Origin of the sequence: Micromonospora pallida, assembly GCF_900090325.1 — a bacterium.
Classification (GTDB): Bacteria; Actinomycetota; Actinomycetes; order Mycobacteriales; family Micromonosporaceae; genus Micromonospora; species Micromonospora pallida.
Map to the genome: position 1 here is coordinate 3,127,210 of NZ_FMHW01000002.1, position 22,949 is coordinate 3,150,158.

General features: G+C 69.1%; 19 protein-coding genes. 8 read left to right on the forward strand and 11 right to left on the reverse strand.

Features of this window, described 5'->3' with window-relative positions:
* Positions 1–88: 88 nt before the first annotated feature.
* The gene (locus GA0074692_RS12525; RefSeq protein WP_091643762.1) at positions 89–787 is read right to left on the reverse strand and encodes a Rid family hydrolase; all 699 of its coding nucleotides are present in this window, start codon (positions 785–787) and stop codon (positions 89–91) included.
* Positions 784–2,397 carry a flavin monoamine oxidase family protein gene (locus GA0074692_RS12530; protein WP_091643765.1) on the reverse strand — a complete coding sequence of 538 codons (1,614 nt, stop codon included), beginning with the start codon at positions 2,395–2,397 and terminating at the stop codon, positions 784–786. The genes GA0074692_RS12525 and GA0074692_RS12530 overlap by 4 nt, the downstream gene beginning before the upstream one ends.
* Before the next feature lie 674 nt (positions 2,398–3,071).
* Here GA0074692_RS12530 and GA0074692_RS12535 point away from each other — a divergent pair.
* Both GA0074692_RS12535 and GA0074692_RS12540 read left to right on the forward strand, forming a co-directional pair.
* Positions 3,072–3,683 (forward strand): hypothetical protein, encoded by a 612-nt coding sequence (locus GA0074692_RS12535; protein ID WP_091643769.1) that lies wholly within the window; start codon positions 3,072–3,074, stop codon positions 3,681–3,683.
* Positions 3,684–3,689: 6 nt separating this feature from the next.
* Positions 3,690–4,754: a WD40 repeat domain-containing protein gene (locus GA0074692_RS12540; protein WP_141725255.1), complete on the forward strand. Its 1,065-nt coding sequence runs from the start codon at positions 3,690–3,692 to the stop codon at positions 4,752–4,754.
* A 69-nt stretch (positions 4,755–4,823) separates the two neighbouring features.
* Here the strand turns inward: GA0074692_RS12540 and GA0074692_RS12545 are convergent, their stop codons facing one another.
* The 3 genes from GA0074692_RS12545 to GA0074692_RS12555 form a co-directional block, all read right to left on the reverse strand.
* Positions 4,824–5,528, reverse strand: a complete 705-nt coding sequence (locus tag GA0074692_RS12545) for a VOC family protein (protein WP_091643777.1) — start codon at positions 5,526–5,528, stop codon at positions 4,824–4,826.
* A 190-nt stretch (positions 5,529–5,718) separates the two neighbouring features.
* Positions 5,719–6,264, reverse strand: coding sequence for a hypothetical protein (locus GA0074692_RS12550; protein WP_141725256.1), 546 nt, complete (start codon positions 6,262–6,264; stop codon positions 5,719–5,721).
* 299 nt (positions 6,265–6,563) lie between these two features.
* Positions 6,564–6,842 (reverse strand): hypothetical protein, encoded by a 279-nt coding sequence (locus GA0074692_RS12555; protein WP_091643786.1) that lies wholly within the window; start codon positions 6,840–6,842, stop codon positions 6,564–6,566.
* A gap of 105 nt (positions 6,843–6,947) precedes the next feature.
* On the opposite strand from GA0074692_RS12555, the gene GA0074692_RS12560 reads away from it, so the two are divergent.
* Together GA0074692_RS12560 and GA0074692_RS12565 are read left to right on the forward strand one after the other, a co-directional pair.
* Positions 6,948–7,286 (forward strand): DUF6086 family protein, encoded by a 339-nt coding sequence (locus GA0074692_RS12560; protein ID WP_141725257.1) that lies wholly within the window; start codon positions 6,948–6,950, stop codon positions 7,284–7,286.
* 93 nt (positions 7,287–7,379) lie between these two features.
* Entirely contained in the window at positions 7,380–8,168 is a 789-nt protein-coding gene (locus GA0074692_RS12565; RefSeq protein WP_091643792.1) for a class I SAM-dependent methyltransferase, read from the forward strand.
* 371 nt (positions 8,169–8,539) lie between these two features.
* Here the strand turns inward: GA0074692_RS12565 and GA0074692_RS12570 are convergent, their stop codons facing one another.
* The gene (locus GA0074692_RS12570) at positions 8,540–10,120 is read right to left on the reverse strand and encodes a S8 family peptidase (protein ID WP_091643796.1); all 1,581 of its coding nucleotides are present in this window, start codon (positions 10,118–10,120) and stop codon (positions 8,540–8,542) included.
* A gap of 271 nt (positions 10,121–10,391) precedes the next feature.
* On the opposite strand from GA0074692_RS12570, the gene GA0074692_RS12575 reads away from it, so the two are divergent.
* The 4 genes from GA0074692_RS12575 to GA0074692_RS12590 all read left to right on the forward strand — a co-directional run bounded on the left by GA0074692_RS12575 (position 10,392) and on the right by GA0074692_RS12590 (position 13,035).
* Positions 10,392–10,916: a hypothetical protein gene (locus GA0074692_RS12575; RefSeq protein ID WP_091643801.1), complete on the forward strand. Its 525-nt coding sequence runs from the start codon at positions 10,392–10,394 to the stop codon at positions 10,914–10,916.
* A gap of 37 nt (positions 10,917–10,953) precedes the next feature.
* Complete coding sequence (locus tag GA0074692_RS12580) at positions 10,954–11,349, forward strand: hypothetical protein (protein ID WP_091643805.1); 396 nt, start codon at positions 10,954–10,956, stop codon at positions 11,347–11,349.
* Positions 11,350–11,966: 617 nt separating this feature from the next.
* Positions 11,967–12,848 (forward strand): helix-turn-helix domain-containing protein, encoded by an 882-nt coding sequence (locus tag GA0074692_RS12585; RefSeq protein WP_091643808.1) that lies wholly within the window; start codon positions 11,967–11,969, stop codon positions 12,846–12,848.
* A complete protein-coding gene (locus GA0074692_RS12590) occupies positions 12,841–13,035 on the forward strand; it encodes a DUF397 domain-containing protein (RefSeq protein WP_091643812.1) in 195 nt (64 codons plus the stop codon). Before GA0074692_RS12585 ends, GA0074692_RS12590 begins: the two co-directional genes overlap by 8 nt.
* 66 nt (positions 13,036–13,101) lie before the next feature.
* On the opposite strand, the gene GA0074692_RS12595 is transcribed toward GA0074692_RS12590, so the two are convergent.
* The 5 genes from GA0074692_RS12595 to GA0074692_RS12615 form a co-directional block, all read right to left on the reverse strand.
* Positions 13,102–14,685, reverse strand: coding sequence for a serine/threonine-protein kinase (locus GA0074692_RS12595; RefSeq protein WP_245730284.1), 1,584 nt, complete (start codon positions 14,683–14,685; stop codon positions 13,102–13,104).
* Positions 14,686–14,778: 93 nt separating this feature from the next.
* The gene (drmC, locus tag GA0074692_RS12600) at positions 14,779–15,561 is read right to left on the reverse strand and encodes a DISARM system phospholipase D-like protein DrmC (protein ID WP_091643818.1); all 783 of its coding nucleotides are present in this window, start codon (positions 15,559–15,561) and stop codon (positions 14,779–14,781) included.
* Complete coding sequence (gene drmB, locus GA0074692_RS12605; protein WP_091643821.1) at positions 15,558–17,456, reverse strand: DUF1998 domain-containing protein; 1,899 nt, start codon at positions 17,454–17,456, stop codon at positions 15,558–15,560. Before drmB ends, drmC begins: the two co-directional genes overlap by 4 nt.
* The gene (gene drmA, locus GA0074692_RS12610) at positions 17,456–21,283 is read right to left on the reverse strand and encodes a DISARM system helicase DrmA (RefSeq protein WP_218106641.1); all 3,828 of its coding nucleotides are present in this window, start codon (positions 21,281–21,283) and stop codon (positions 17,456–17,458) included. Before drmA ends, drmB begins: the two co-directional genes overlap by 1 nt.
* A gap of 79 nt (positions 21,284–21,362) precedes the next feature.
* Positions 21,363–22,949, reverse strand: coding sequence for a 3'-5' exonuclease (locus GA0074692_RS12615; RefSeq protein ID WP_091643830.1), 1,587 nt, complete (start codon positions 22,947–22,949; stop codon positions 21,363–21,365).

Here is a 22,949-nt window from a genome sequence, read left to right on the forward strand (position 1 = left end):
AGCGGACCGGTGCGGCCGCCGACCCGTCGCCGGGGGACGGGGACATCCCCTACGCGACGGGTCGACGGTTCCTACGTGACGGGTGGGATCACTCGTCCTTCGACGGGTAGGCGGCGTCCACCTCGACCTCGACCAGCCAGCCGTTGACCGGCAGATTCTCGATCTCGAGCGCGAACCGCGACGGCCGGGCCGGGTTGACCACCATCGGCGGGGCCGGCGCAGCCGACCCGAGGGGCACGAGCACCGGCTTACCGGTCGACAGGCTGGTGTTGGCGAAGAACTGGCGGTAGGCCCGGTTCCAGCCATTGAAGTCCATCCGCTCTTGGCCGGCGGGATTCTGGAGGAACACCCGCATGGAGATGACGTCCTCGTAGGACAGGCCCGCCTTCGCCAGGTTCTCGCCGATGCGGCGCAGCACGTTGATGCCCTGCGCCTCGGTGATGGTCACGCCGGCCGGCAGCACACCGCCGGGGAACACCTCGGTGTCGATGTAGCGCGCCTCCGACCCGGCCGGTGCGGCCGTGTTGAGGGCCGAGGGGCCGAGGCCGCTGGTCTTGTACAGCGCCGTGCCCTTACCGATGGCCACCCCCTCGGCGATCATCGGGTTGTCCTGTCCGGCGGGGAGCACGCTGACCGTGGTACCGGGCCGGGGCGGGAACAGCCCGCCGGCGGCGGCGACGGTCGGGACGGCGAGAAGGATGACGGCGGCGGGGATGAGGATGCCGAGTCGGCGCACTGCGGGGGCCTTTCTGGTGGGGATGCCGGGGGTGGGGGCGGGCGTGCTCATGCGGCCGTGACCCGGGCGTGGATGGACTCGACGGCGACGCGGGCGGAGACCATCGCGCCGTGCTGCCAGGCGATGGCGTGGCTGAGGTGGTCGCCGGCGAAGTAGACGTTCCCGGTCGCCTCCAGGAGGCTGCGGTACCCCGCACCGGTCTGCCCGCCGACCGCGCCGGGCCAGCCGACCCACGCCCCTTCAGAGAACGGCGTGGAGGCCCAGTCCTGGGAGAAGGACGCGGTGATGCCCTGGCCGTACACGTCGCCGAAGATCTTCTTCCCCTGCGTGACCGCCTCCGCCAGCCGCTGCGGCGGGGTGAGGTTGCCGTAGAAGTTCGCGTTCCCGCCGGTGTTGTAGTAGCCGATCATCGTGCCCCGGTCGCTGTGGTAGCCGTACGACGGGTGCCACATGTTCGCGAGGTTGGTGTTGGCGTTCGTGATGCCGCCGTAGATCCGGAAGTCCTCCTCCCACCACCGGCGGTTGTACTCGATGCCGATCTTGCCGGCGTTGGTGACGCTCACCGACCCGAGTGCGGTGACGACCGCAGTGGGCAGGTTGGACTTGATCTTCGCGGCGATGTGCGGAGGCATGGCGTTGATCGCGAAGTCGGCGACAGCCTTCTTCGTACCGCTCGGGGTCGTGTAGACGACCTCGACGCCATCGGCCGTGTTGTTGTACTCGACGATCTGGGCGTTGTAGCGCAGTCGGCCGCCGCCGATCGCCTTGGCGAAGGCGTAGGCGATCCGGTCCATCCCGCCGACCGGCTGGTACATCATCATCGCCTGGTCGAAGCCCATCTCGAACGAGAAGTAGTTGCCCAGCGTCGAGGCGAAGAGGTCGGACATCGCGTACTGCGGGATGGGCGTGCCCGCCTCCAGGCCGGCACCCGGCTGCGGGGCGTAGCCGCGACGCCCGCCGCCGTTGTACTTGAAGCTGGCCGCCGGGTCACCAGCGACCCGGTTCCCGATGGCGCCGAAGCTGCGCAGGTAGGTGAGCAGGCGCTCCTTGTCCTCGGCGGTGAGGTACTGGTCGAGCGATCCCTGGTCGGTCGCCTTCGCGAGCAGCTCGGCCGTGTAACCGTAGGCGTCCGCCTTGGCGGCCCGCTGGCGGACCGGGACACCGTTGAGGGCACCCGGCACGTTCTCCCGGTAGAGGAAGGCGTCGGCGTTCTGGTTGGTGAAGACCTCGATCGGGACGCCGAGTTCCTTGCAGTAGTCCAGCGTCACGTGCATCTGCGGGATGCGCCCGGGGCCCGCGTTCATGTACTGGCCCTTGGAGAAGGTCGCCGTCTGGGTCTGGCCCTTCAGGTCGGTGTAGGTGTCGCCGCCACGCACGGTCCAGTTCCGGCCGCCGGGCCGGCCGCGGCCTTCCAGGACGGTGACGTCGTAGCCGCCCTTGAGCAGCTCGTACGCCGCGGTGAGGCCGGCGATGCCGCCGCCCATCACGATGACCGTCTTCCTGCCGTGCCGGCCGAGGTCGCTCTTCTTCAGCGGTGTGAACGGGGGTGTCTCCGCGGCATGGGCGCTGGTCAGGCCGAGCGCACCCATGCTGTGAAGCATGACGCCAGCGCCGCCGGCGATGCCGACGCGGCGAAGAAAGTCCCTGCGGGTCTGGCTCAAGTCAAGCCTCCGGTGTGGGGGTGGGTGATCACCCCGGACGCTAGGAAGCCCTCGTTAAGCTGGTGAATCGCGGATGAGTCGGCCGCGTCACGTACCCGCTGGTAGATCGCCGTTTCGATTACAGGAGCGGTGCACCATCGGTGCTACCGACAGCGCGGCTCGGCGGCCGGTGACGGGTCAGCCGGTCGACCTCGTTCTGCAGCAGCCTCGCCGCCACCGCGCACAGGACCGATTACAGGATTCTTCGACCTTCTCGCGTTCGAGGCCGCTTCTCCCCGACACTCCCTTGGTCGACCCGGAATTGGACAACGCTGTGTAGAATCGATGGCCGCGTTCGGTCCATCTCCTTGAGGATGTGACGTAGTTGCCCGCCGAAGATTCCACCCCTCGCCGACGGCCGGAGAGTCAGGACGGAGACCCGACCCCGCGCGAGAAGTGGCTGTCACGCGCACTCGTAGCGGGCGTCATCTCAATTGTCGTCGCCGTGGTCGGCGGAGTGGGGACCACAGCCGGTGTGAAGTGGCTCGGCCTGGGTGGAGAGGACAAGCCGACCCCGACGCCGTCGGCCACCCCCGGCAGCAGCCCGACCGCTCCCGTCGGCGACCCGATCAAAGTCAACAAAGTCACCCTTGCCCCCCCGGGAGAACGACAACACCTGGGTGTTTCCCGGCCCGGTGAGCGCACAGACCCTCAGAGACATCAACGGCGATTTCGCGGCGTACGAAAAGAGCACCCAGGAAATCATGCGCTCGTACGGGGGAGTCGAGTCCGGGGTCTCCACGGTGGAGCTGGAACTTGAGGGAAATCGCGCAAAGGAGGTCCGTATCACCGACATCGCCATTCGCCCGCGTTGCCGTGAGCCACTGAAGGCCGCACTTTTCGACAATTCGCCGCAGGGTTCTGCGGAAACCGTCCAGATCGGCTACGACCTCGACCGCGACTCCGTCTTCGCGCAAGAATCCAAGGTGGTCGACGGCGCCCCACTTCCGCAGTTGACCGGCAACTACTTCGCCAGCCGCAAATATACCCTGAAGCTCGGCGAGCAGGTCACCTTCCGCCTTTCCACCGTGACCAGAGAACGATACTGCGAATACACCTTCAGAGTGGAGTTCATCGCGGATGGCAACGTCGGATCGATAGACATCGACGATCAGGGCAGGCCGTTCCAGGTCACCGCCCTGGTGACGCGGAGCGGCCAGCTCGACTGCTCCGCCTACCAGCAGATACACCAACCCTCGGAACGTGGCTGGACCAGGGTGGCGCCGTCCTCTGCATGCCCCAGGTGATCAGCCATGACTCTCCCCTCGCTGACCCGGATCATCTGCCTGGCGGCAGTCCTGCTCGCAACGGGCACGGCCTGTTCCGCTGACGAGACCCCGAGCGAACCCACGAGGACGGCGACCGTCCAGCCACCGAAGGACTTTCGAGCCACCATCCTGTCCGAGCCCGCCGGCACTGCGCACAGTGTGGCTATGAGCAGTGACGGCAAGCGCGCCGTTACGAGTTCCGTGCAGGAGGGCGCGGACCCTCCCCACGGATCGGTGTCACTCTGGGACCTGACCGATCCGCTGAAGCCCCGCGCCTCCGAACTCATACCTGATCGTGGCGGCACGGCAGTCAAGGTGGCCTTGAGTGGAGACGGCAGGTACGCGGCGACCTTTCACCTGAGCGGGAAGCTGACGCTCTGGGATCTCGCGGACCCGGCCCGGCCGATTCCCCGGGAACTGGCCGCCAAGGGGGTCACCTCGCTCGCCCTCAACCACGACGGCCACTACGCCATCTCCGGCGGCAGCGACGGCGTGCATTTCTGGGACCTCACGAACTCGAGCCAGGTGAGGAAGAAGCAGCTCCTGGGTTCCGGCGCATACTCCGTCGACTACTACGAGGTGGCCATGAGCGCCGATGCGAAACGCGCTCTGGTAAGTCACCAGTCCGGCAACGGCGACGGGGGTGTGCTGGTCTACAACCTGTCAAGCCCGGCCAACCCGGAGGCATACTCGTTGATCCGGAACGCCGGCTACCACTCGGCCAACACCGTCGCCCTCAGTGGCGACGGGAACATCGCCCTCGTGGGTTACCACCACTGGACCACCTACAACAATTTCCTCACCTACTGGGACCTGCGCACCTGGGACAAGACCGAACTGAGGCCGATGACCGGTTGGAAGATCGTCCCGGACACCGTTGGCAGCATCGTGCGATGGGAGGTCGCCCTCGATCAGGAGGGCAAACGCGCACTCATCGCGCAGCGCAACGATCCCGCGTCCCCGGGCGAGACGGACCCGCCGCGCTCCGATGTGCAACTGTGGGCGCTCGACACTCTGGCCGGCTTCCCCCGATTCTCACTCACCGACTGAGGTACAGGCCCGTAGCCTCGGCTCGCAGCGCCACATCCGGCGCGCGACGGGTGCCCGCCCCTGCCGCGGTCAGATGCGGCTGAGGGTGAACTCGTTGCCGTCCGGGTCGGCCAGCACGAGAGCGCCGTCGGCACCGGTCTCCAGCCGGGTCGCCCCGAGGTAGACCAGCCGGTCGACCTCGGCCTGCTGGTCGCCACCGGTCGGGGCGAGGTCGAAGCGCTGCCGGTTCCGCCCGACTTTCGGGGCCACCGGCGGGCCGCCCCACGCCAGCTTCGTACCACCGTGCGGTGACTGGATCGCGGTCTCCTCGTTCTGGTCCCAGACGAGTGGCCAGTCCAGCGCCGCGCTCCAGAAGAGGCCGACCTCCCGGGTGCCGTCACAGGCGACCTCCCCGAGGAAACCGCACCCGGCGAGGAAGTTGTTGCCCGCCTCGATCACACAGAACTCGTAGCCCTCGGGGTCGGCCAGGACGACGTGCCCCTCCTCGGGACGCTGCCCGACGTCGAGGTGGTCACCACCGAGCCGCAGCACCGTCTCCACCGTTTGCGGCTGATCGGCGGCGCTTGCGCTGGTCAGATGCAGGTGCATGCGGTTCGGCCGGACCGTCTCCGCACCACCGGGCGCGAACCCGAGGCCGACCTGGGTGTCGTCGCCGGGCAGGAGCACACCACCGGCGTCCTCGACGACCTCCCGACCGAGCAGATCGGCCCAGAATCTCGCCAGGCGGATCGGATCGTGCGCGTCGAAGGTCACCGACAACAGTCGCAAAGGCATCCCCGCACGGTAGGCACGGACCAACCGGACGACAAGGCGATTTCGCGGACGACGCGGGGGCTCGCTCGCCTACGACCTTGCGGTGACCCGACGTCGGGGTGTCAGCGGGGGCTGCTCGGCCAGGCCCCACCTGCATCAGGGGCCGGAGCCCGTAGCGGGCGGTTCCGGCCCCTGATGGGGTGGAGCAAGGTCAGGGCACCCACTCGTAGGGCGAAGGGACGCTGCCACCGACCCAGGTGGACGGGCTGACTTCGTACTCAGCGAATGCGATCGTCCGGTAGTAGCCCTGGCCGCACGAGGCCGACCCGCCGTAGTCCAGGATCTGCGACGGACCATACGGCCCGCCCAGTTCGCCGCTCGACCAGCCGAAGCTGCCGTACGCCCAGCCGGAGCCACGGCAGAAGGTCCAGGCAGTCCCGTTCCATTTCTGCACGTCCAGGCGAGCGCGGCCCCAGCCAGTGGCAGCCAGTTCGCAGGAACGCCACCCGGTGATGATGTCCACACGCACCCTGAGCAGGTAGGCGTTGGAATAAGCCAGGTTCCCCGAGAAAGAACCGGGAACGAAGTGGTCGATTCCGGCCTGGGCTCGCACGCAGTAGGACGAGCCGATCGGGTAGTACACGTTCGTCACGGACGACCAGGTCCATGCGGACGCCGGTTGTGCGGTCGTCGCCACCAGCAGCATCGCCGCCACTGCGGACAGGACCGATTGCAGGATTCTTCGACGTTTGGGCATGAGTTCTTCACCTTCCACGGCCAGTGCCGTCGACAGGCCAGTTGCTGGCGTCCACCAACACCCCAGACCGATCAACCCTGCGATCGGCTTTCACCTTCTTCGGGAGTGTCCTGGCCGCTACAGACGCATGTCAAGACGCGGAGCGTCGAATCGACACACACCGACAATAGATCAGAAACCGCGTTCGATAAGGGTCATTCACATAGGCGATCATGAATCAGAATTTCCTTTTGCCGGAAAGCTCCGACTTTTCGCGATACAGCCGCGTCTCGCGGCATCCCCGCACCAGCAGGTCCAGATCAGGCGAGCAGCAGATACCCTCCGACGAGGAACGTCACGGTACCCGACACGGCCACCATGCCCCCGAAGATCCTGTCGAACACCACGAAACGAGCGCGGCGTCGGACAAGACGCTCATCCATCCAACCCGCCCGGCGGGACGGGCCAAGCGGATACACCACGCGTGAGGCAAGCTCAATGTGCTTCGTCGCAACCCCGCGGTAGTCGGTTGCGAGGGCTACGCCAATCGCGATGAGGACGGCTCCCCAGAGCAGCCCGATCAACGCTCGCCACACCATGCCTCCTCCGTCCTGGACGGCCCATCATGACGGACCTTGCGGGGTGAACCCGGCCTTCGGGTAGTAGGGTGCTGGCCGCCTGACGACGTGGGGGCGGTCATGGGGATGCTTTTCACGGTAGACGGCCGGGAGATCTGGGACCGTGGCCTCCGTACCTCGCAGATGTTCTGCGGGCAGGTCCTGCTGCTGGAGAAGCTTGTCGAGACACCAAGCGGGATCGACGACACCGGACAGGACGAGGTGCAGGTCGACCCGGTGGCGTTGCGGGCGTTCCTGCGTGCGGTGTTCGCGTACCTGGATCGAAGCGGCTCGTGGCCGCTGAGGGCGATGGTGCGTGGCGTGGTCCAGGCAGGACTGTTCCTGGACTACCGCACCAACGGGGACTGGTTGACGGTGCCGGACCGGTTTCAGGACTTCGCGGAGGGCCTTGACCGGATCACCTGAGTAACGCCGGTGCCAGCCATAGCGTGTCCCGGGAGAGCATGCCCTGAGCAGAATCGCTCGCTACCCGCCATCCGCTGCGGGCAGGCTGTCGGAGTGGGAACGGGCTTCAGTGGCGAGGTGGCGGCGTACTACGCGAGGCACCGACGCGGTTACCCGCCCGAGGTGCTCGACGTCCTCGTCGGAGCGTTCGACCTCAGCGCCGGAGACACGGTGGTCGACCTCGGCTGCGGCACCGGCCAGTTGAGCCTCCCGCTCGCTGCCCGGGTGCGGTCCGTCATCGGCGTGGACCCCGAGCCGGACATGCTGGCCCTGGCCCACCAGGCCGCCCGCAACGCGGCAAGCGCCAACACCACGTGGCTGCTCGGCGCTGACCGCGACCTGCCGGCGCTGGGCCGGCTACTCGGCGAACGGACGATCGGGGCGCTGACCGTCGCTGTCGCCGTCCACTTCATGGACCGCGACACGCTGTTCCGGGCCGCCCGGCCACTGCTGCGGCCCGGCGGCGGCGTCGCCGTGGTCACCAACGGCGCGCCGCTGTGGTTGCAGGACGCCGAGTGGTCCGGGGTACTGCGCGAGTGCCTGGAACGGCTGCTCGGGCATCCCGTCACGGCGACCTGCCAGACCGACGAGGCCGGCCGCCGACGCAATCAGGATGCCCTCGTTCGCGCCGGCTACCGATACGCGGAGTCGTCGGTGCAGTACGACGCACCGCTCACCGTCGACGACATGGTGGGCGGCGTCTTCTCCGCCCTGTCGGCCGACCGGCTGCCCTCCCCGCAGGGCCGCGCCGCGTTCACCGCCGAGGTCCGCGACGCCCTCGGCGGGCGCGACATGGTCACCGAGCGGGTCCGCGTCTGGCTACAGTTCGGCACGTCCGACTGAGACCCGAAGGCCACCCAGCGTCGGGCACGCATAGCGACATCATCGACCACCATCGCCAGCACAACCAGGCCGGGTCGATCGCGGCCGCCCGTGCAGATCCGTCAGTCCACCAGCCAGTTCCGGACGCTCGGGATGGCATCCACGCCGCCGAGGATCACGGCGACCACGAAGACCCCCATCGCCAGAAGCACTGACGGGCGGAGCAGTGTGTCCGTACGCGCTCACCGTTCCCGTCACCCAGGGCTGGTGGCACTCGTCCGTCGACGCGATCCCCACCCCGGGTCAGGTAGCACCTTCGCCCCGCCGAGACGGGGCCGCAGTGCTCGCGCACCACGACCCCGTCGGACGAGTCGGAACGGAACCGGTCAGGGTCAGAGGAGCAGGTAACCGATCATGTGCTCGTAGATCTGGCCCTCACAGTTGCTGGCGGGCGAGTCGAAGTGGTCGCCGGAGCTCATCCGGCACCGGTGGAACGCCTGGTGCGGCTCGGCCGGCGGCGACGTGTAGACGTAGCCGATGATGCCGGCGGAGGCCTGGCCCTCGCAGTTCGAGGCACTGGAGGTCATCCGGTCCCAGCCGTTGACGACGCACTGGTAGATCGGCTTCGTGCCGGCGACGGGGGTGGTTTGCAGCTTCCCGATCGCGAACTCGTTGACGTAGCCGCTGACCGAGACGCTGGTGCTGCTGACGTGGTCACGGCCGTTCCAGTGCCGGTAGACGGTGGCCGTACCGGGCGTGACGGTGCCGGCGGAAACCTGGAGCAGCAGGTTCGGCGAGCCCGTACCCGGGTTGGTGATCTTGTTCGCGGTGGCGTTGGCGGAGAGGGTGCCGGCGACCTGGGCCGGGTCGAGGCCCGGGTTGGCACCGAGCACCAGGGCGGCAGCGCCGGCCACGTGCGGGGCGGCCATCGAGGTGCCGCTGATGGTGTTGGTCGCGGTGTCGCTGGTGTGCCAGGCCGAGGTGATGTCCTGGCCGGGGGCGAAGATGTCGGTGCAGGTGCCCCAGTTGGAGAACGACGCGCGCGCGTCGGTGCTGGTGCTGGCGTTGACCGTGATCGCCTCGGCCACCCGGGCCGGGGTGAAGTTGCAGGCGTCGCTGTTGCTGTTGCCCGAGGCGATCGCGTAGACGACACCGTCGGCGATCGAGTTACGGACCGCGTTCTCCAGCGTGGCGTTGCTGCCGGAGCCGCCGAGACTCATGTTCGCCACCGCCGGCACCCCGGCGGTGTGGTGGGCGGTCACCCAGTCCACCCCGGCGGTCACCCCCGCCCAACTGCCCGAACCCGTGCAGCCGAGGACCTTGACCGCGACCAGTGACACTTCCTTGGCCACACCGTACGCCGTGCCGCCGATGGTGCCCGCCACGTGCGTACCGTGGCCGTTGCAGTCGGAGTTGTTGCCGTCCCCGGTGGTGTTGGTGCCCCAGGAGGCCCGGCCACCGAAGTCCGTGTGCGTGGTCCGGATACCCGTGTCGATCACGTACGCCCGCACGTTGCCCGCCGTGTTCGGGTACGTGTAGCCGCTGTTCAGCGGCAGGTTCGGCTGGTCGATCCGGTCGAGCCCCCACGACGGCGGGTTCGGCTGGGTCCCGGTGACGCGCACCTCGGCGTTCTGCTCGACGTATGCCACCTCCGGCTGGGCCGCGAGCCGGCGGGCATCGGCCGGGCTCATCGTGCCGGCGAACCCGCGCACCGCGTGCGAGTAGGTGTGCTCCACCCGCACGTCGAACTCCGCAGCCAACTGACGCGCCGCTGCCTGCGTGTCAGCCGCACTGCTCTCCTTGAGCACCACGATGTAGCTGTTCGGGATGGCGCCCGGGTTGCCGACGCCGAGAATCCGACCTTCCGCCGCCGCCACCGGGGACGCGGTCGCCGAGAGGAACAGGGCGGCCATACCGGCTGTCGCGACCGAACCGACCAACCGCCGTCGCCGGGCTACGCCGACATCCTTCATGGTGATCCCTTCCGTGCTGACGCTGGGTGTGGGAAACCTTGGAGAACGCAGATCATGATCTACCGCGCGCCAGAATATCGACGCCCTTAACTGCAAGTCAATTGACGGGATTCATTGGATCTTGGCCACCTCGATAACGGCACGTCCGCGCGGCAAACCAGGAACCCGCCACCGCGTGTCCGACTTCCAACTCTATGAACTCTTAAATGGTTGATATCCGTTAATAGGAGGTGCGGATCGTGGATGCGTTCCCCTTTCACCAGGAGGCAGCATGAAACGGTCCGCACCACTACGTCTCGCCCTCGCGGCGCTCCTCACCGTCGCCGCCCTGCTCTCCGCCGTCCCGGCCCAGGCCGCGGCCCCAACCCCCGCCCCCTCGACCGCCAAACCCGAACTGGTCGTCCACCCGGACGGCTCCTGGGAGATCCGCGACCCCGACAACGTCAACTACCCGATCTCCTACTGCGCGGGCACCTCGCACGGCCCGAAGATGATCGGCACCCTCACGCTCGAGTTCGGCGCGCAGCAGACCTGCGACAACGCCCGCGACTGGCCTCACCGCGTCGTGGTCTGGCTCCAATCGACATGCTCCGACTTCTGGTGCATCGTCTTCGACGACGAGGGCTACATGGACACCGGCTGGGTGACGGGCCGCGTGGCCACCAAGACCGGCGGCCTGGGCTGCGACAACACCAACCGCCGCAAGTACCGCCTGGTGGTCGACGTCTACGCCCGAGGCACCTACCTCGACACCGTCGTCGGCAGCAACGAACCCGTCCTGTCCTGCTCGATGTGACCGCACGGGGCTCAGCGGCCGGCTAGGGTCGGCACCTATGACGGTCGCTGAGCCCCGACTCCTCCAGCCGCCGGCGATCCTCGCGCGCGGCGGCGGGCTGGTCCTCCTGCACAACGGAGTCATCGACGGCCCGCACGGGCTGATGATGGTGATCGACATCCTCGAAGAGCCGGGGTCCGGCGCTCTCCGGACCCCGGACTGGACAGGACCGGGGCTCCCGTCCCCGCTGACCGTGACCGCCACGGGCCCGGACGGCGAGCCGGTGCAACCCAAGGTCATGACCAGTGACGGCGGTCCCGGTTACCACCGGGCCGTCGTCACGTTTGGCCGCTACGGCAAGCCCACCCGGCTCTCCCCTGAGGACACCCGGATCGCCGTCACTCTCGCCCCGCCCGGCCTGTCCGCCGCCATCAACCTCGCAGGCGGGCAGTAACCGCCATCGCCAGGCCGAGCTACTGGCGGCCGAGGATCGGAATGTCCGGCATCAGGCCCAGCCCGCTCGTGCCCGATGCCGTCCCGCTGGACTGCGGCCATGAGCTGCGCCCGGAGGTCTCGGTCGAAAGCCCCGGCCCGGGTAGTCCGGTTGAGGCAGCGCAGCGAAGCGGTCACGTCGACGACGAGGTCTCACGGGCGCAGCCCCTCCGGGACGAGCTTGTGCAGGGCGCGTTGCCCTGTACTGCAAAGCCTCGACGGCGCCCTCGGTCTTGTCCATCGCCTCACTTTTCCGATACCGAAAACCCCTTGAATAAACCGAAGGATGACGCACTCCTGCTGGTCAGGGTTGAGCTGTCTCACCGTCTGGCCCAGGACGTCGCTCGTGAGGTGAGCGAGCGCGGCATCCTCCGGGCCTACTTCGTGAGCGCGGCTGCACGCAAATCGCGCGCATGGGAATTGCGCGCCAATGGCGATTACCGACCGCTTCCGGTAGGGTCCAATGCGTAATCGCCATTGCGTGGACGCCGACCTGACAAATCTTTCCCGAGGCGACAGAGTCACGTTTCACCGATGGCGGCGCTATGTAACAAAAAGCAACACGGAGAGGGGTGGCGGATGGCCGACGACATGGGATCGACCGTCCCGAGACGGCAGCTCGGGCGGGCTCTACGGGAGCTACGCACCGAGGCACGGATGACTCTCGACGGCGCGGCAGAGGCGCTGCACTGCAGCCGACAGAAGATGTGGCGCATCGAGACCGGCCTCGGCCCGGCCCGCGCTCTCGACGTCCGGGTCCTGTGCGAGCTGTACCGCGCGACGCCCGAGCTGGCCGCCGCGCTCATCGCCCTCGCCCAAGAGACCAAGGCCAAGGGCTGGTGGCACTCGTACATCGATGCCATCCCCGAGTGGTTCGAACTCTACGTCGGCCTGGAGTCCGCCGCGTCTTCCATCCGCCGCTTCGACGAAGCGCTGATCCCCGGGCTGCTCCAGTCGCGTGCCTACGCCTTCGCGGTCTACCAACATCGACACCAGGTGACGGAAGACGAGCGTGAGCGGCTGGTCGAGGTACGGCTACAACGGCAGGCCCTTCTTCACCGGAGGCTGCCTCGGGCACCCAAACTTGAGGTTGTCCTGGCCGAGGCGGCGCTGCTCCGCACAGTCGGCAATGCGTCGACCATGGCGGACCAACTCCGTCACCTACTGAAGGTCGGGGAGCTACCCAACGTCTCCATCCGGGTGTTCCCCCTCAGCGCAGGCTTGCACTTCGGCGCGGTCGCCGGCTCGTTCGTCATCCTGGACTTCCCGATCCGCAACCGAGTCGAGCCCGAGCCGTCGGTCATCTACAAAGAGTCGTTGACCGGAGCGCTCTACCTCGACCGCAAGGAAGAACTCGCCATCTACGAAGAAGTCTGGGCAAGCCTCGATGACCTGACGCTTGATAAGGCACAATCAAGTCAACTGATCAACAAGATCATCGGGGAGGTCCACCATGGCTGAACTGACCGGCGCTCAGTGGCGCAAGAGCACCCGCAGCGGCGACAACGGGGGTGACTGCGTGGAGGTCGCTGACAACCTGCCCGGCCTCGTCGCCGTACGCGACAGCAAAGACCCGACCGGACCCACCCTCACCTTCTCCCCCACCGCTTGGACCCGCTTCGTCCGGGCGGCCAAGACTCCGCACTGAGCCTGCGCCAAGACGGCACAGCGCTCCCGTCCGTGGCCCATGTCTTCGACGGGTGGGCCTTCCTGGTCATGGAGCGTCCGGGCGGCGCAGCCCGGACAACAGACCGGCGATCTCCTGCGTCCTGGGATGGGTAGCGCCATGCAGCCGGGTCAGATCAGCGAGGAGACGGCTCATCGTCTGCTCGGCCGCACGCCGCTGACCCGCTCCGAGCTGGAGCAGGCCGATCTGGCGACGAAGCTCCAGGGTGCGGGGGTCGTCTGCGCCGAACGCGTCGGTCTGGTCGCGTACCAGTGCGTCGAGCTGCCGCAGCGCCTCGCTCGTCTCACCGAACAGGGCACGGCAGGTGGAGCTACGGAGCCGGCATTGCAGTGCGAGTTCCGCGCGCGGCCCTTCCGCCTGGGCGACGTCCGTGGCGAGTTCCTCGTACACCGGGGCGGCTCGCCGGTAATCGCCCTCCTCGAACAACGCGTCGGCGAGTTCGAGCCGCGCCCGCACCACGTCGCTGTCGGTCCGACCGAGGGCATCGATCGCCGGCTGGACAGCGGCAGCGAGCACGTCCGCCGCCTGCCCGTAGCGGGACGCCCCTGCCAGCCGCCCAGCGTTCGCCCGTAGGCGCCGCAGCTCCGAGCGACCGATTCCCGGTCGCGCCTCGCCGCGCGGTTGCGGCGGCCCTACTGGCTTGGGCGGCGGGGCCGGTGGCACCGCGGGTTGGGCCGGCCCGGCGGGCGGTGGGCCGCCGAACACCCGTCCGAGCACCACGCTGTACATGCGGATGGGACTGATCGCCGACGGCGGGTGGAGGGTCCCCGGGATCGGTCGGAGATCGGTGGCGAAGGGCAGCAGCCGTTCGTAGACGACCTGCGCGCTCTCCGGCCGATCTTCGGGCTTCTTCTGCAGCAGGTGCAGGAGCAGAGCCTCCAGCTCGGTGGGGACGTCGTCGCGTACGCCGCGGACCGGCACCGGCTCGTGTCCGACCTGCTTGCTCCACACGTCGTACGACGTCGAGCCGGTGAACAGCCGCTCTCCGGTGAGCATCTCGTGCAGGGTGCAGCCCAACGCGTACAGGTCGGTGGCAGGACCGCTCATGTTGGTCTGAATCTGCTCGGGTGCCATGTACGGGGGTGTGCCGGGGGGCAGACCCGTCGCCGTGATCTTCGAGAAGTCGGAAAGCGTGGGCGCGGCGGCGAGTCCGAAGTCGAGGACCTTGACGGCACCGTCCGGCTGAAGCATGAGGTTGCTCGGCTTCAGGTCCCGGTGCACGAGCGAGGCCTGATGCGCGGCGGTGAGGACGGCGCAGACCTGTGCAGCGATCGCCGCCGACCATCCGATGGAGAGAGAGCCCTGCTCGGCCACCAGGTCGCTGACGCTGATCCCGATGATGCGCTGCATGACGAGGTAGGGCCGGCCGTCGTGGGTGCCAACGTCGTAGACGGCGGGGACGCCGGGGTGTTCCAGGCGGGCCGTGATCCGTGACTCACGCACGAACCGGCGGATGTAGTCCCGATCCGGTTCGCCGTTGGGAAACCGGATGAACTTGACCGCCACCGGCCGGTCCAGTTTGGTGTCATGGCCGAGCCACACCTCGCCCATGCCCCCGCGACCGATCGGCAGAACGTCCAGTTCGTACCGGCCGTTGATCAGCGTCCCCACGGCGCGAACCCTTTCCCGTTCTCGATTCCGCCACATCCGTACGTTAGTCCGCAGTCGTCGTCGGCCGCGTGGCGCCGGCCGGGCCTGGTTTGCTCACCGCCCCCGCGCCGATGTGCGCAGCGGAACCAGCAGACCACGGCTCTGCAGCTCGGCGATGTGTTCGGCGGCCCGCGCGGGTGCGGTCCCGCCACGCACCAGCAGCCCGGCCTCGATGTTGCGATTGACCCCCGACTGGGTGAGGTTGGCACTGGACAGCAGCAACACCCGCCGATCGGCTACCGCGATCTTTGCATGCATCTTGGCGTGCTCCACGGCCCGCTGCTCGACCGGCCAATGCCACAACCGGACGCCGGGCAGGTCGACGAAGGCAGCGGCGGGCTCGGCCCCGTTCAACGCCCCGCGCGCCCCGGCCAGTGTCTCGACCACGACGGTCACGGCCACGCCGCGCGCGACCGCCGTGGCCAGGGCCGACACCAGCGGGGGGTAGGGCCGGGCGGAGTACGTCATCAGCAGCAGTTCGGTACGCGCCTCCGCGACCAGCTCGACGAGAACCTGCGCGGTCGCGCGGACCGGAACCGGATGGGTGCTCGGCCCGCTCCACACCGACTCGATCCGCACGGCCGCCGACTGTTGGGCGTGGCCGGCGGCCAACCCTCGCAGGTAGGCCGCCGCTTCCACACCCGACACTCCGGTGGCTCGCTTCGCGGCGAGCACCGCCCCGGCGGCCTCGGCGAACCCGGGAACCGGCACGGCGTGCAGTACGGCCTGCTCCGGCCAGCCGTCGCCGAGCCGGTCGGCCAGGACCCGCAGGTGCGCCGGGCCGAGCCGGTGCACCGCGGCTTCGGCCGCCGCTTCGAAGGCCGGCTGCCAGGTCACGGCAGCTCGGGAAAGAGCGCCAGCTCCGGCTGGTCGATCGGTACGACGAACCGCCGGTCCAGGAACCGGTTGCCGCGTTCGCAGGTCGTCTCGGAGACGAACAGGCAGACGTGGCAGGCGGCGCCGTGCAGGAAGTCCTCCGGGTGGTGTGGAAGCCGCTCGGCGCAGAGCGGGTCCGACGAGCAGTGCATAGCGTCGTGCAGGGCCCGTCGGGTGAGTCGGACCAGCGCGTCGGGTTCGGCGAGCGACACCAGGCCGCCGAGTGTCCCCTCTCCGTCGGGTACGGCGGTGTAGATGAGGATCCCGGCCCGCTGCGGGTCGTCGGGCGTGCCCGGGTAGATGCGTTCCGACAGGCTGGCCGAGCTGTAGCCACATTCCAGTGCGATGGTGCGGATCAGCAGGTGTGACAGGGTGTGCAGGGCAATGTACCGCTCGCCCGGCCAGTTCTTCATCCGCTCGAAGCCGCCCCGGACGCGTCCGGAGTAGCGGCTCTCCCGGAACCGCCCGTACGCCTCCCGGTGCGTCTCCATGCACTCCGTGTCGGTGACCCGCCGCTCCCACCCGGCGAGCAGGTCCTCGGGAAGGCGTAGGAAGATGCCTTCACCGCGTACCTCACTGGCCGGTATCCAGTTCTGCGTGGCCTTGAACAGCGGGGCCCGCTGGACCAGTTCCGGGTCCATCGGGTCGGGGGCGTCGAGGCGGGTGAAGCCGACCAGGGCGCGGACCTCGCGCAGCCGTTCCGCGTGGATCACGTCGGCGTAGATCTCCTTCAGCTCCCCTGGCACGCCGTCCGGGTCCCGACGGAGGGTGAAGTCGTCGGTGGCGGGTGGCAGCTCCGCAGCGGAGAAGACCTCCCACTCCGGCGTGTGCAGATCCGGATAGGTCTTCTCGTCGTCGTCGGCCGGGGGCCCGTTGCGCTGCCGTTCGATCGCGGCCCAGACCTGGGCGTCGGACCACCGGTCGAACTCCCGCAGAGCGGGCACGACGGTCCGCAGGTAGGGCAGCATGTCCACGCTGGGCATGCCCTTGAGCGCTTCCCAGTGCTGTTCCACCTTGGTCTGCAGCTCGCTGGCACCGGTCCGGGGCACGGCCAGGGCGGAGAGTGTCTGGGCGAACCACTGGTTCGAGGCTCCGACGATGAGGAGTTTCAGCTCGCCGGTGCACGCCCCGGGCTCGAAGTCGCCGAGGTGCGCCCGGCGGCCCCGGCAGCGGGGTAGCTTCTCCGCGCCCCGGCCGCCGAGGACCTCCTTCATGTTGCGGCGGGCGCCGCAGGGCACGCACCTGATCTCGACGTTGGCACCGAGGTTGCCACCCCGGTCGTCCATGCGCAGCTTCGGGTGGCTGGCGTCGGGACAGCCGCCGCCCTGGTGCACGTACTGGGTGTAGGGGAAGTCGTCCAGATGGCCGGCGGTGCAGGCGAGCACGAACCGGGCGGCGACCGCCATCGGCCGCCGGCCGGACTTCTTCCGTCCGCAGGCGGTGTGGAAGAACCGGGCCTCGTGCGGTTTGCGGGCCTTGGCGTTCTCGAACCCGAAGACGCCCCCGTCGACCGGTGCCAACTCGTCACAGGCGGTGCAGCGCAGCCAGCCGGGGAACGGCGTGATCGGCACGCCGACCTTCGCCGCCGGGCCGTTGGGCTGCTGGTCCACGCCGTCCATCCACGGCGCCGGGCGCAGCTCCTTGATGGACTTGTCCTTGAGCAGCCTCCGCACGGCGGCGAGCAGCCGGGGCTCGGTGATCGGCTCCCAGTCCGGCACCGTGGTGTAGTTCCAGTCGTCGAGCCCACGGACGAGCACGGAGAAGTTGGGCAGGTCGACGATGGCACCGACGCCGGTGGTGAACATCAGATGGCTGGGGCGGACCGATCCGACCCGCCGGAAGTGCTTGCCCGCCATCAGTGTCCCTTCCCCGCGAGGGTCGACTCGCCCAGTTCGTCCCCGTCGGGGAGGTCCTCTTCCCGCGCGTCGTCACTCTGCGGGCCGAACGACCAGTCCGGCGCTCCGTACTGCGGGTCGAAGATCTTCTCCCCGGCGGGCAGTACCAGGTTGATCTCGTTCTCGGTCTCCCGCATGGACTGCCCGACCGTGAGGTCGGTCCAGCGCTCGCCACCGGCGACGGTGAGCAGGCCGGCGAGCTTCTGCTGCTTGAAGGTTCCGTCGGCGTAGCCGAGCCGCGTGGAGCCGGTCTTACGCTCGTTCCACCGGTCCCGCAGCCGGTTGATCCGCTCGCCGAGGTAGTCCCGGGCGCGGGTGCCACCGATCGCTTCGGCCCGGTCCAGGAACCGGTCGACGACCCGCCGCACCTCCGGGCCGTCGAGCGGCACGTCGTGGGCGTCGGTGTTCCGGGAGAAGGCCTCCTCCGTGTTACGCACCGCTGCGACCATGGTCGCGGTGGTGCCCCGGTCCAGCGCCCGCCGGGTGTACGGGGTGACCGACAGCGCCTCCACCTGACGGTAGAAGGTGGCGTGGTAGTACTCGAAGTCCTCGTAGTGGGCCAGGTCCCGGGGGCGGGTCCAGTTGTAGAGGGTCACCACCAGGCCGGGGCGACGGGCGTCCCGGCCGACCCGGGAGGACGCCTGGATGTACTCGGCGGTGTTCTTCGGCTGCCCGGTGACCACCATCAGGCCGAACCGGGAGACGTCCACGCCGACCTGGAGCATCGAGGTGGCCAGCACCACGTCGACCGGCAGCCGGCCGTCGTGCTGTCGCCGGTAGTAGCGGTCGGTCACCGGGTGCAGTTTGAGCCGCGGGTTGGAGGCGGTCTTGGCCTTCATGGCCTCCCGCATGTCCTCGAAGACGGCCCTCCGCCGGGCGGTCGTGTCGATCTCCGCGTCGAAGCCGATCTCCAGCCGCTTCAACACGTCACTGATGTCTCCGGACGAGATCCGGGAGGTCAGCTCCTGGACGTTGAGCATCACCGGCCCGGTGAGCCGGTCCGACATGCCCTTGCGGCGGCCGTGGGTGCGTACCCGGGTGGTCACGTCGTCGTCCAGGAGCCGGCGCATGCCGGCCAGCTCGCGGGTGGCGCTGAAGTATCCCACCGTGGTCAGGTACGGGTCGGCGGGCGAGCCGTACTGGTCGAAGAGGGTCTGCCCGGCGAGCAGCAGGATCTCCGCGACGCGGATCTCGGCCGACTTCATCCGTACGCCGTGGGCACAGACACCCAGGTAACGACGGCCCGGGTGGTCCACGGTGACCGGAACCTGACGGCTGAAGAAGGTGTCGGTGATGTCGATGACCGGCGGCGGGAACACCGCCAGGTCCCGCCCGAAGACACCGAGCACCTGTGCCCTGGCCCGCTTGGTGGTGGCCGTCGACGCGACGATCTTCGGCCCGGCCGCGCCGCCGTCGGGCAACGGCCAGGTGCAGAGCTGGTCGACGGCCGCCTCGAAGAGCCCGACCATGGTGCCGAGCGCACCGGAGATGAGGTGCAGCTCGTCCTGGATGATCAGATCCGGCGGGCGCAGCCGAACCACGGGCTGGCTGCTGACCGCCTCCAGGCTGCCCTTCTTGTTGTGCCGGTTGCTGCACCCTGTACGGGCGTCCAGGTCGTCGTGCCGGTAGCCGTGTCGGGGACAGCGCTGCCGTACCCGGCCGAAGAGCAGCCCGGCGAAGCCGCGCCAGGGGAGCTGGGCGAGTTTGTCGACGGTGGCGATGACCAGGCTCGGCGCGTACCGGTAGATCTCCTCGTCGACGGTGAGGATGGGCAGACCCTCGGCGCTGCGGGTGCGGGAGAACGGGCAGGCGTCCGCGCCTTCCGCCTCCGGGCAGAACAGCAGGACCCGCCGGAGGTCCTCCTTGGGTTCGAGATCCCGCTCGGCCCGCAGCTTCGACCCGCACCACGGGCAGCTCAGAGTCTGGAGCACGTTGGTGAACTTGCCGTGGCCCGCCTCGCGCGCCTCGGCGATCTGCGCGGCTGCCTCGTCGAACCAGTTCGGCGACACGCCCCCGCCGACCCACAGCCCGATCCGGAACGGCTCGACGCCCCAGGTGCGCTCGTCACGTCGGCGCAACACCTCGGCGGCGCAGATCAGTGCGGCGGCCCGCTGGAACTGCTGGGCGGTGAGCAGCCGCAGCGTGTACCGCATCAGCACCGACACCCCGGCGTCGCCGCTGCGCGAGTCGGCACCGGAACCGACCACACCCTGGAGGCGGCGGATGGCGAAGGTGAACGCGGTCAGGCCGAGGTACGCCTCGGTCTTGCCACCACCGGTCGGGAAGAACAGCAGGTCGACGACGGCGTCCCGGTTCGCCGCCCGCTCCGGGTGCGCCGGGTCGGTCAGCGACGGCAGGTTCAGCAGCACGAACGCGAGCTGGAAGGGCCGCCAGGAGGCGGCCGAGGCACCGCGCGCGTCAACGGCGGCCTTCGCCTCCACGTACGACAGGCCCTGTTCCTCCCGCAGCCGGGCCACCTCGCTGTGGCGACGCTGCAACGCCATGGCCTCGTTGGCGAAGCGGAACGCGGCCAGCGCCTCGCCGTGCCGCTCGGCCGTCGGGTCGGTCAGCAGCGCGATGCCGGCCCGGAGTCGCTTGGCGGCCCGGGTGGCGGTGAATACGGCGTGCTGGGCGGTCCCCCGGAACGGCTCCGGCAGGTCGGGGACCTTCGCTTCCTCGTCGGTGAGCCAGGCTTCGTACCTGTCGGCGAGGGTCACCAGCCCGGTCCGCAGTCCGTCGACGTCAACCGCAGCCAGGGCGTCCATCGACAGCTCCACGCCGGCCAGCGGCGTACCCGGGCCGGTCGGTGCCACCGTCGCGGGCACGTTGTAGGTGGGCAGCCAGGTGGTGAAGAGCTTGTGGGCACAGCGTTCCCCGGCGCGCACCCACGGATGCACGGCCACGTTGCGGCCGGAGGCGTGGCGGCGCTGCGCCCGGTACAGCAGCCGCAGATGCGTCTCCTCCTCGTCGTCGCTGATGCCCTTCACGCCGTCGAGCGGATCGTCGATGGGGAGGAAGACCGCCGCGTGTCCGTCCGACGCGGTCACCGTCAGCGCGGCCTGGAACAGCCACGCGGTGTCCCCGTTGCTCTCCGGCTCGGCCTGCGAGTTGATCAGGGCGAGCTGCACCACCCGCCGCCCGTCCCGCGGCCGGATCTCGACCGACAGGTGCACTCCCGGCGCGTCCTGGTCGGCGACGGTCAACGGAATCCGGTACGAGGTGTCGCCGTCGAGCCGGACCGGTCTGGCGTACGACACCGGCTCGCGGTACCAGACCCGGCGCTTCCGGCCCTTCTCGTCCTCCGACTCGCGCAGGTCGTAACGCCCCCAGTCGGCGGTCACGGACAGCACGTCGGTGTCACCGGCCACCGCGAACGACATCCCCATCGAGGACGCCCACATCTTGCCCAGGTTCAGCGGGGTGACCACCTCGGGCAGTTCGGCCTCGCTGCCGTCCCCCTGCACGGCGGCGTCCACGTCCTGCACCTCGGCACTCTTGTCGGTGCGCGGCCGCTGCTTCGGCCCGAGCATGCCCACCAGGTACCGCTCCCGTGGGCCCATCGCACCGGGTGGGAACTCCTCCCGCTCCCCGTCCCACGGCCCGAGCAGGTCCCGCCCGATCAGCTCCTCCAGTTCGTCGCGCAACTGGTAGGAGGTGGCCTTCGTAAAAGTCTGCGGCACGTCGAGCGGCGAACGCTGGTCCGCGTCGCTGTCGCCGTCCCCGGCCAGGGACAGCGCCTGCTGCTCACCCCGGGGATGCGGGAAGAGGGCGGCCTCGTCGGCTCTCACCACTCCAACCTCCGGTCCTGCGCTCCTTGGATGCTGGTCACCATCTGTCGTGCCTTCCTCTGGCTCAAGCTGGTCTGACTCACGCGATCACCTGTCGGACCAGCTCGAAGGCACCGCCCACGAGCAGACCACCGACGGCGATCACCGCCGCGCATCCGCTCTTCTTCTGGGCGGTCATGACCGGAGTAGCCGGCACACGTACGGTGGCGGGAACGGTGATCCGGATCGTGGGCGTCTCGTCCCAGTCGTCGTGTCGCTCGACGAACCTGGCATGGTACTCGGCGGGAGTCATCTCCCGTGGCCGCCAGAACTCGTGCCACTCGGGACGAGCCGGACGGGTTGCGGCAGTCCGTTCGGCGGCGAGCCGGCCGGCGACCTGCGCGCCCTCCGCATCGGCGAACAGTCCACCCCGGACCTTCGCCGCCTCAGCCTCCAACACCTTGCGCGCCTGATCGGGCGACATGATGTCTATACCGGCGGTGACTGCCTTGGCGATTCGCGGGTCGTCCTGCCCGGCACCGCCGTCGATCACGAGCCGCACAGTCTTGGTGACGTTCACGGCGACCTTCGCGCCCTGTTCGACGGCGTAGTCGACCACCTCGGTGACGTCGGCCGAGTCGCCGACCGGCAGGATGCGCCAGCCCTTGAGCGGGCCGTTGGTCCTGGCCCGGTTCGCGGCAGCGGCCTCCTCCAGGTCGCTGATCAGGTGTGACGCGGCGAGTTCCTTCGCCGCCCGCTGAAGCTCCTTGAGTTCGACGGACGTGACCACGCCGTCGTCCTCCGCGCGGGCCCGCGCCTCGGCCAGGAACTCCTCGTGCACCTGCCGCGCCGTACTCTGGGTGAGCCCGGCCCGACCGGCGACGACCGCGAGCTGCGTCGCCTCCTCACCGACGATCCGGCCGTCGACGAGCGCGTGCGCAAGCAACGCCCGGTAGTCACGCAACCCGTCCGGCCGGGGTGGCGGAGAAGACGCCATGTACGGCAGCCTCGCCGTGAGGGTCGCCAACCACCCCTCGGTGCCCTTGCGCAGCCCGGCGGCGCGCGGGCTGATGATCCCGGTACGCGGCAGGCTGGGCAGCGGCCCCGGCGGTGGCCCCGCCCAGGCCAGCGGCTGTGGTGCTTCGGCGATGAGCTTCGCCAGCGTCGCGGCGAGCGCGCGGGAGTCACCGAGCGCCGAGTGCAACGCTGTCGGCCACTCCCCCGTGATCAGGTTGGCGACGTTGTCCAGCTTGTAGCCCCACCGGTCGAGGTGGACGCGCGCGGTGACGAGCGTGCACAACCCGGGCACACCCTGAAGGGTGATGCCGAGCCGCCCGTACTCGGCGATCAGGAACCTCTCCTCGTAGTCCAGGTTGTGACTCACCACGATCGCACCGCCCAGGTACGCGAGCACGTCCCCGGCGACGTCCTGGAACGTCGGTGCGTGCTTGACGTCCGCGTTGGTGATCCCGTGGTACTCCTCGTTGTTGATCCGCATGCCCGGGTTGACGAGGGTGGAGTACTCGTCCAGCACGACGCCGTCGCCACGCATCCGGACGATGCCCACCTCGCAGACCCGGGAACCCTTGTTGGGGTGCAGGCCGGTGGTCTCCAGGTCGAGGAAGGCGAACGTCAGGCCGCGCGGGTCGACGCCGCGCTGACGGGTGAGCTGGCCACGAACGAACAC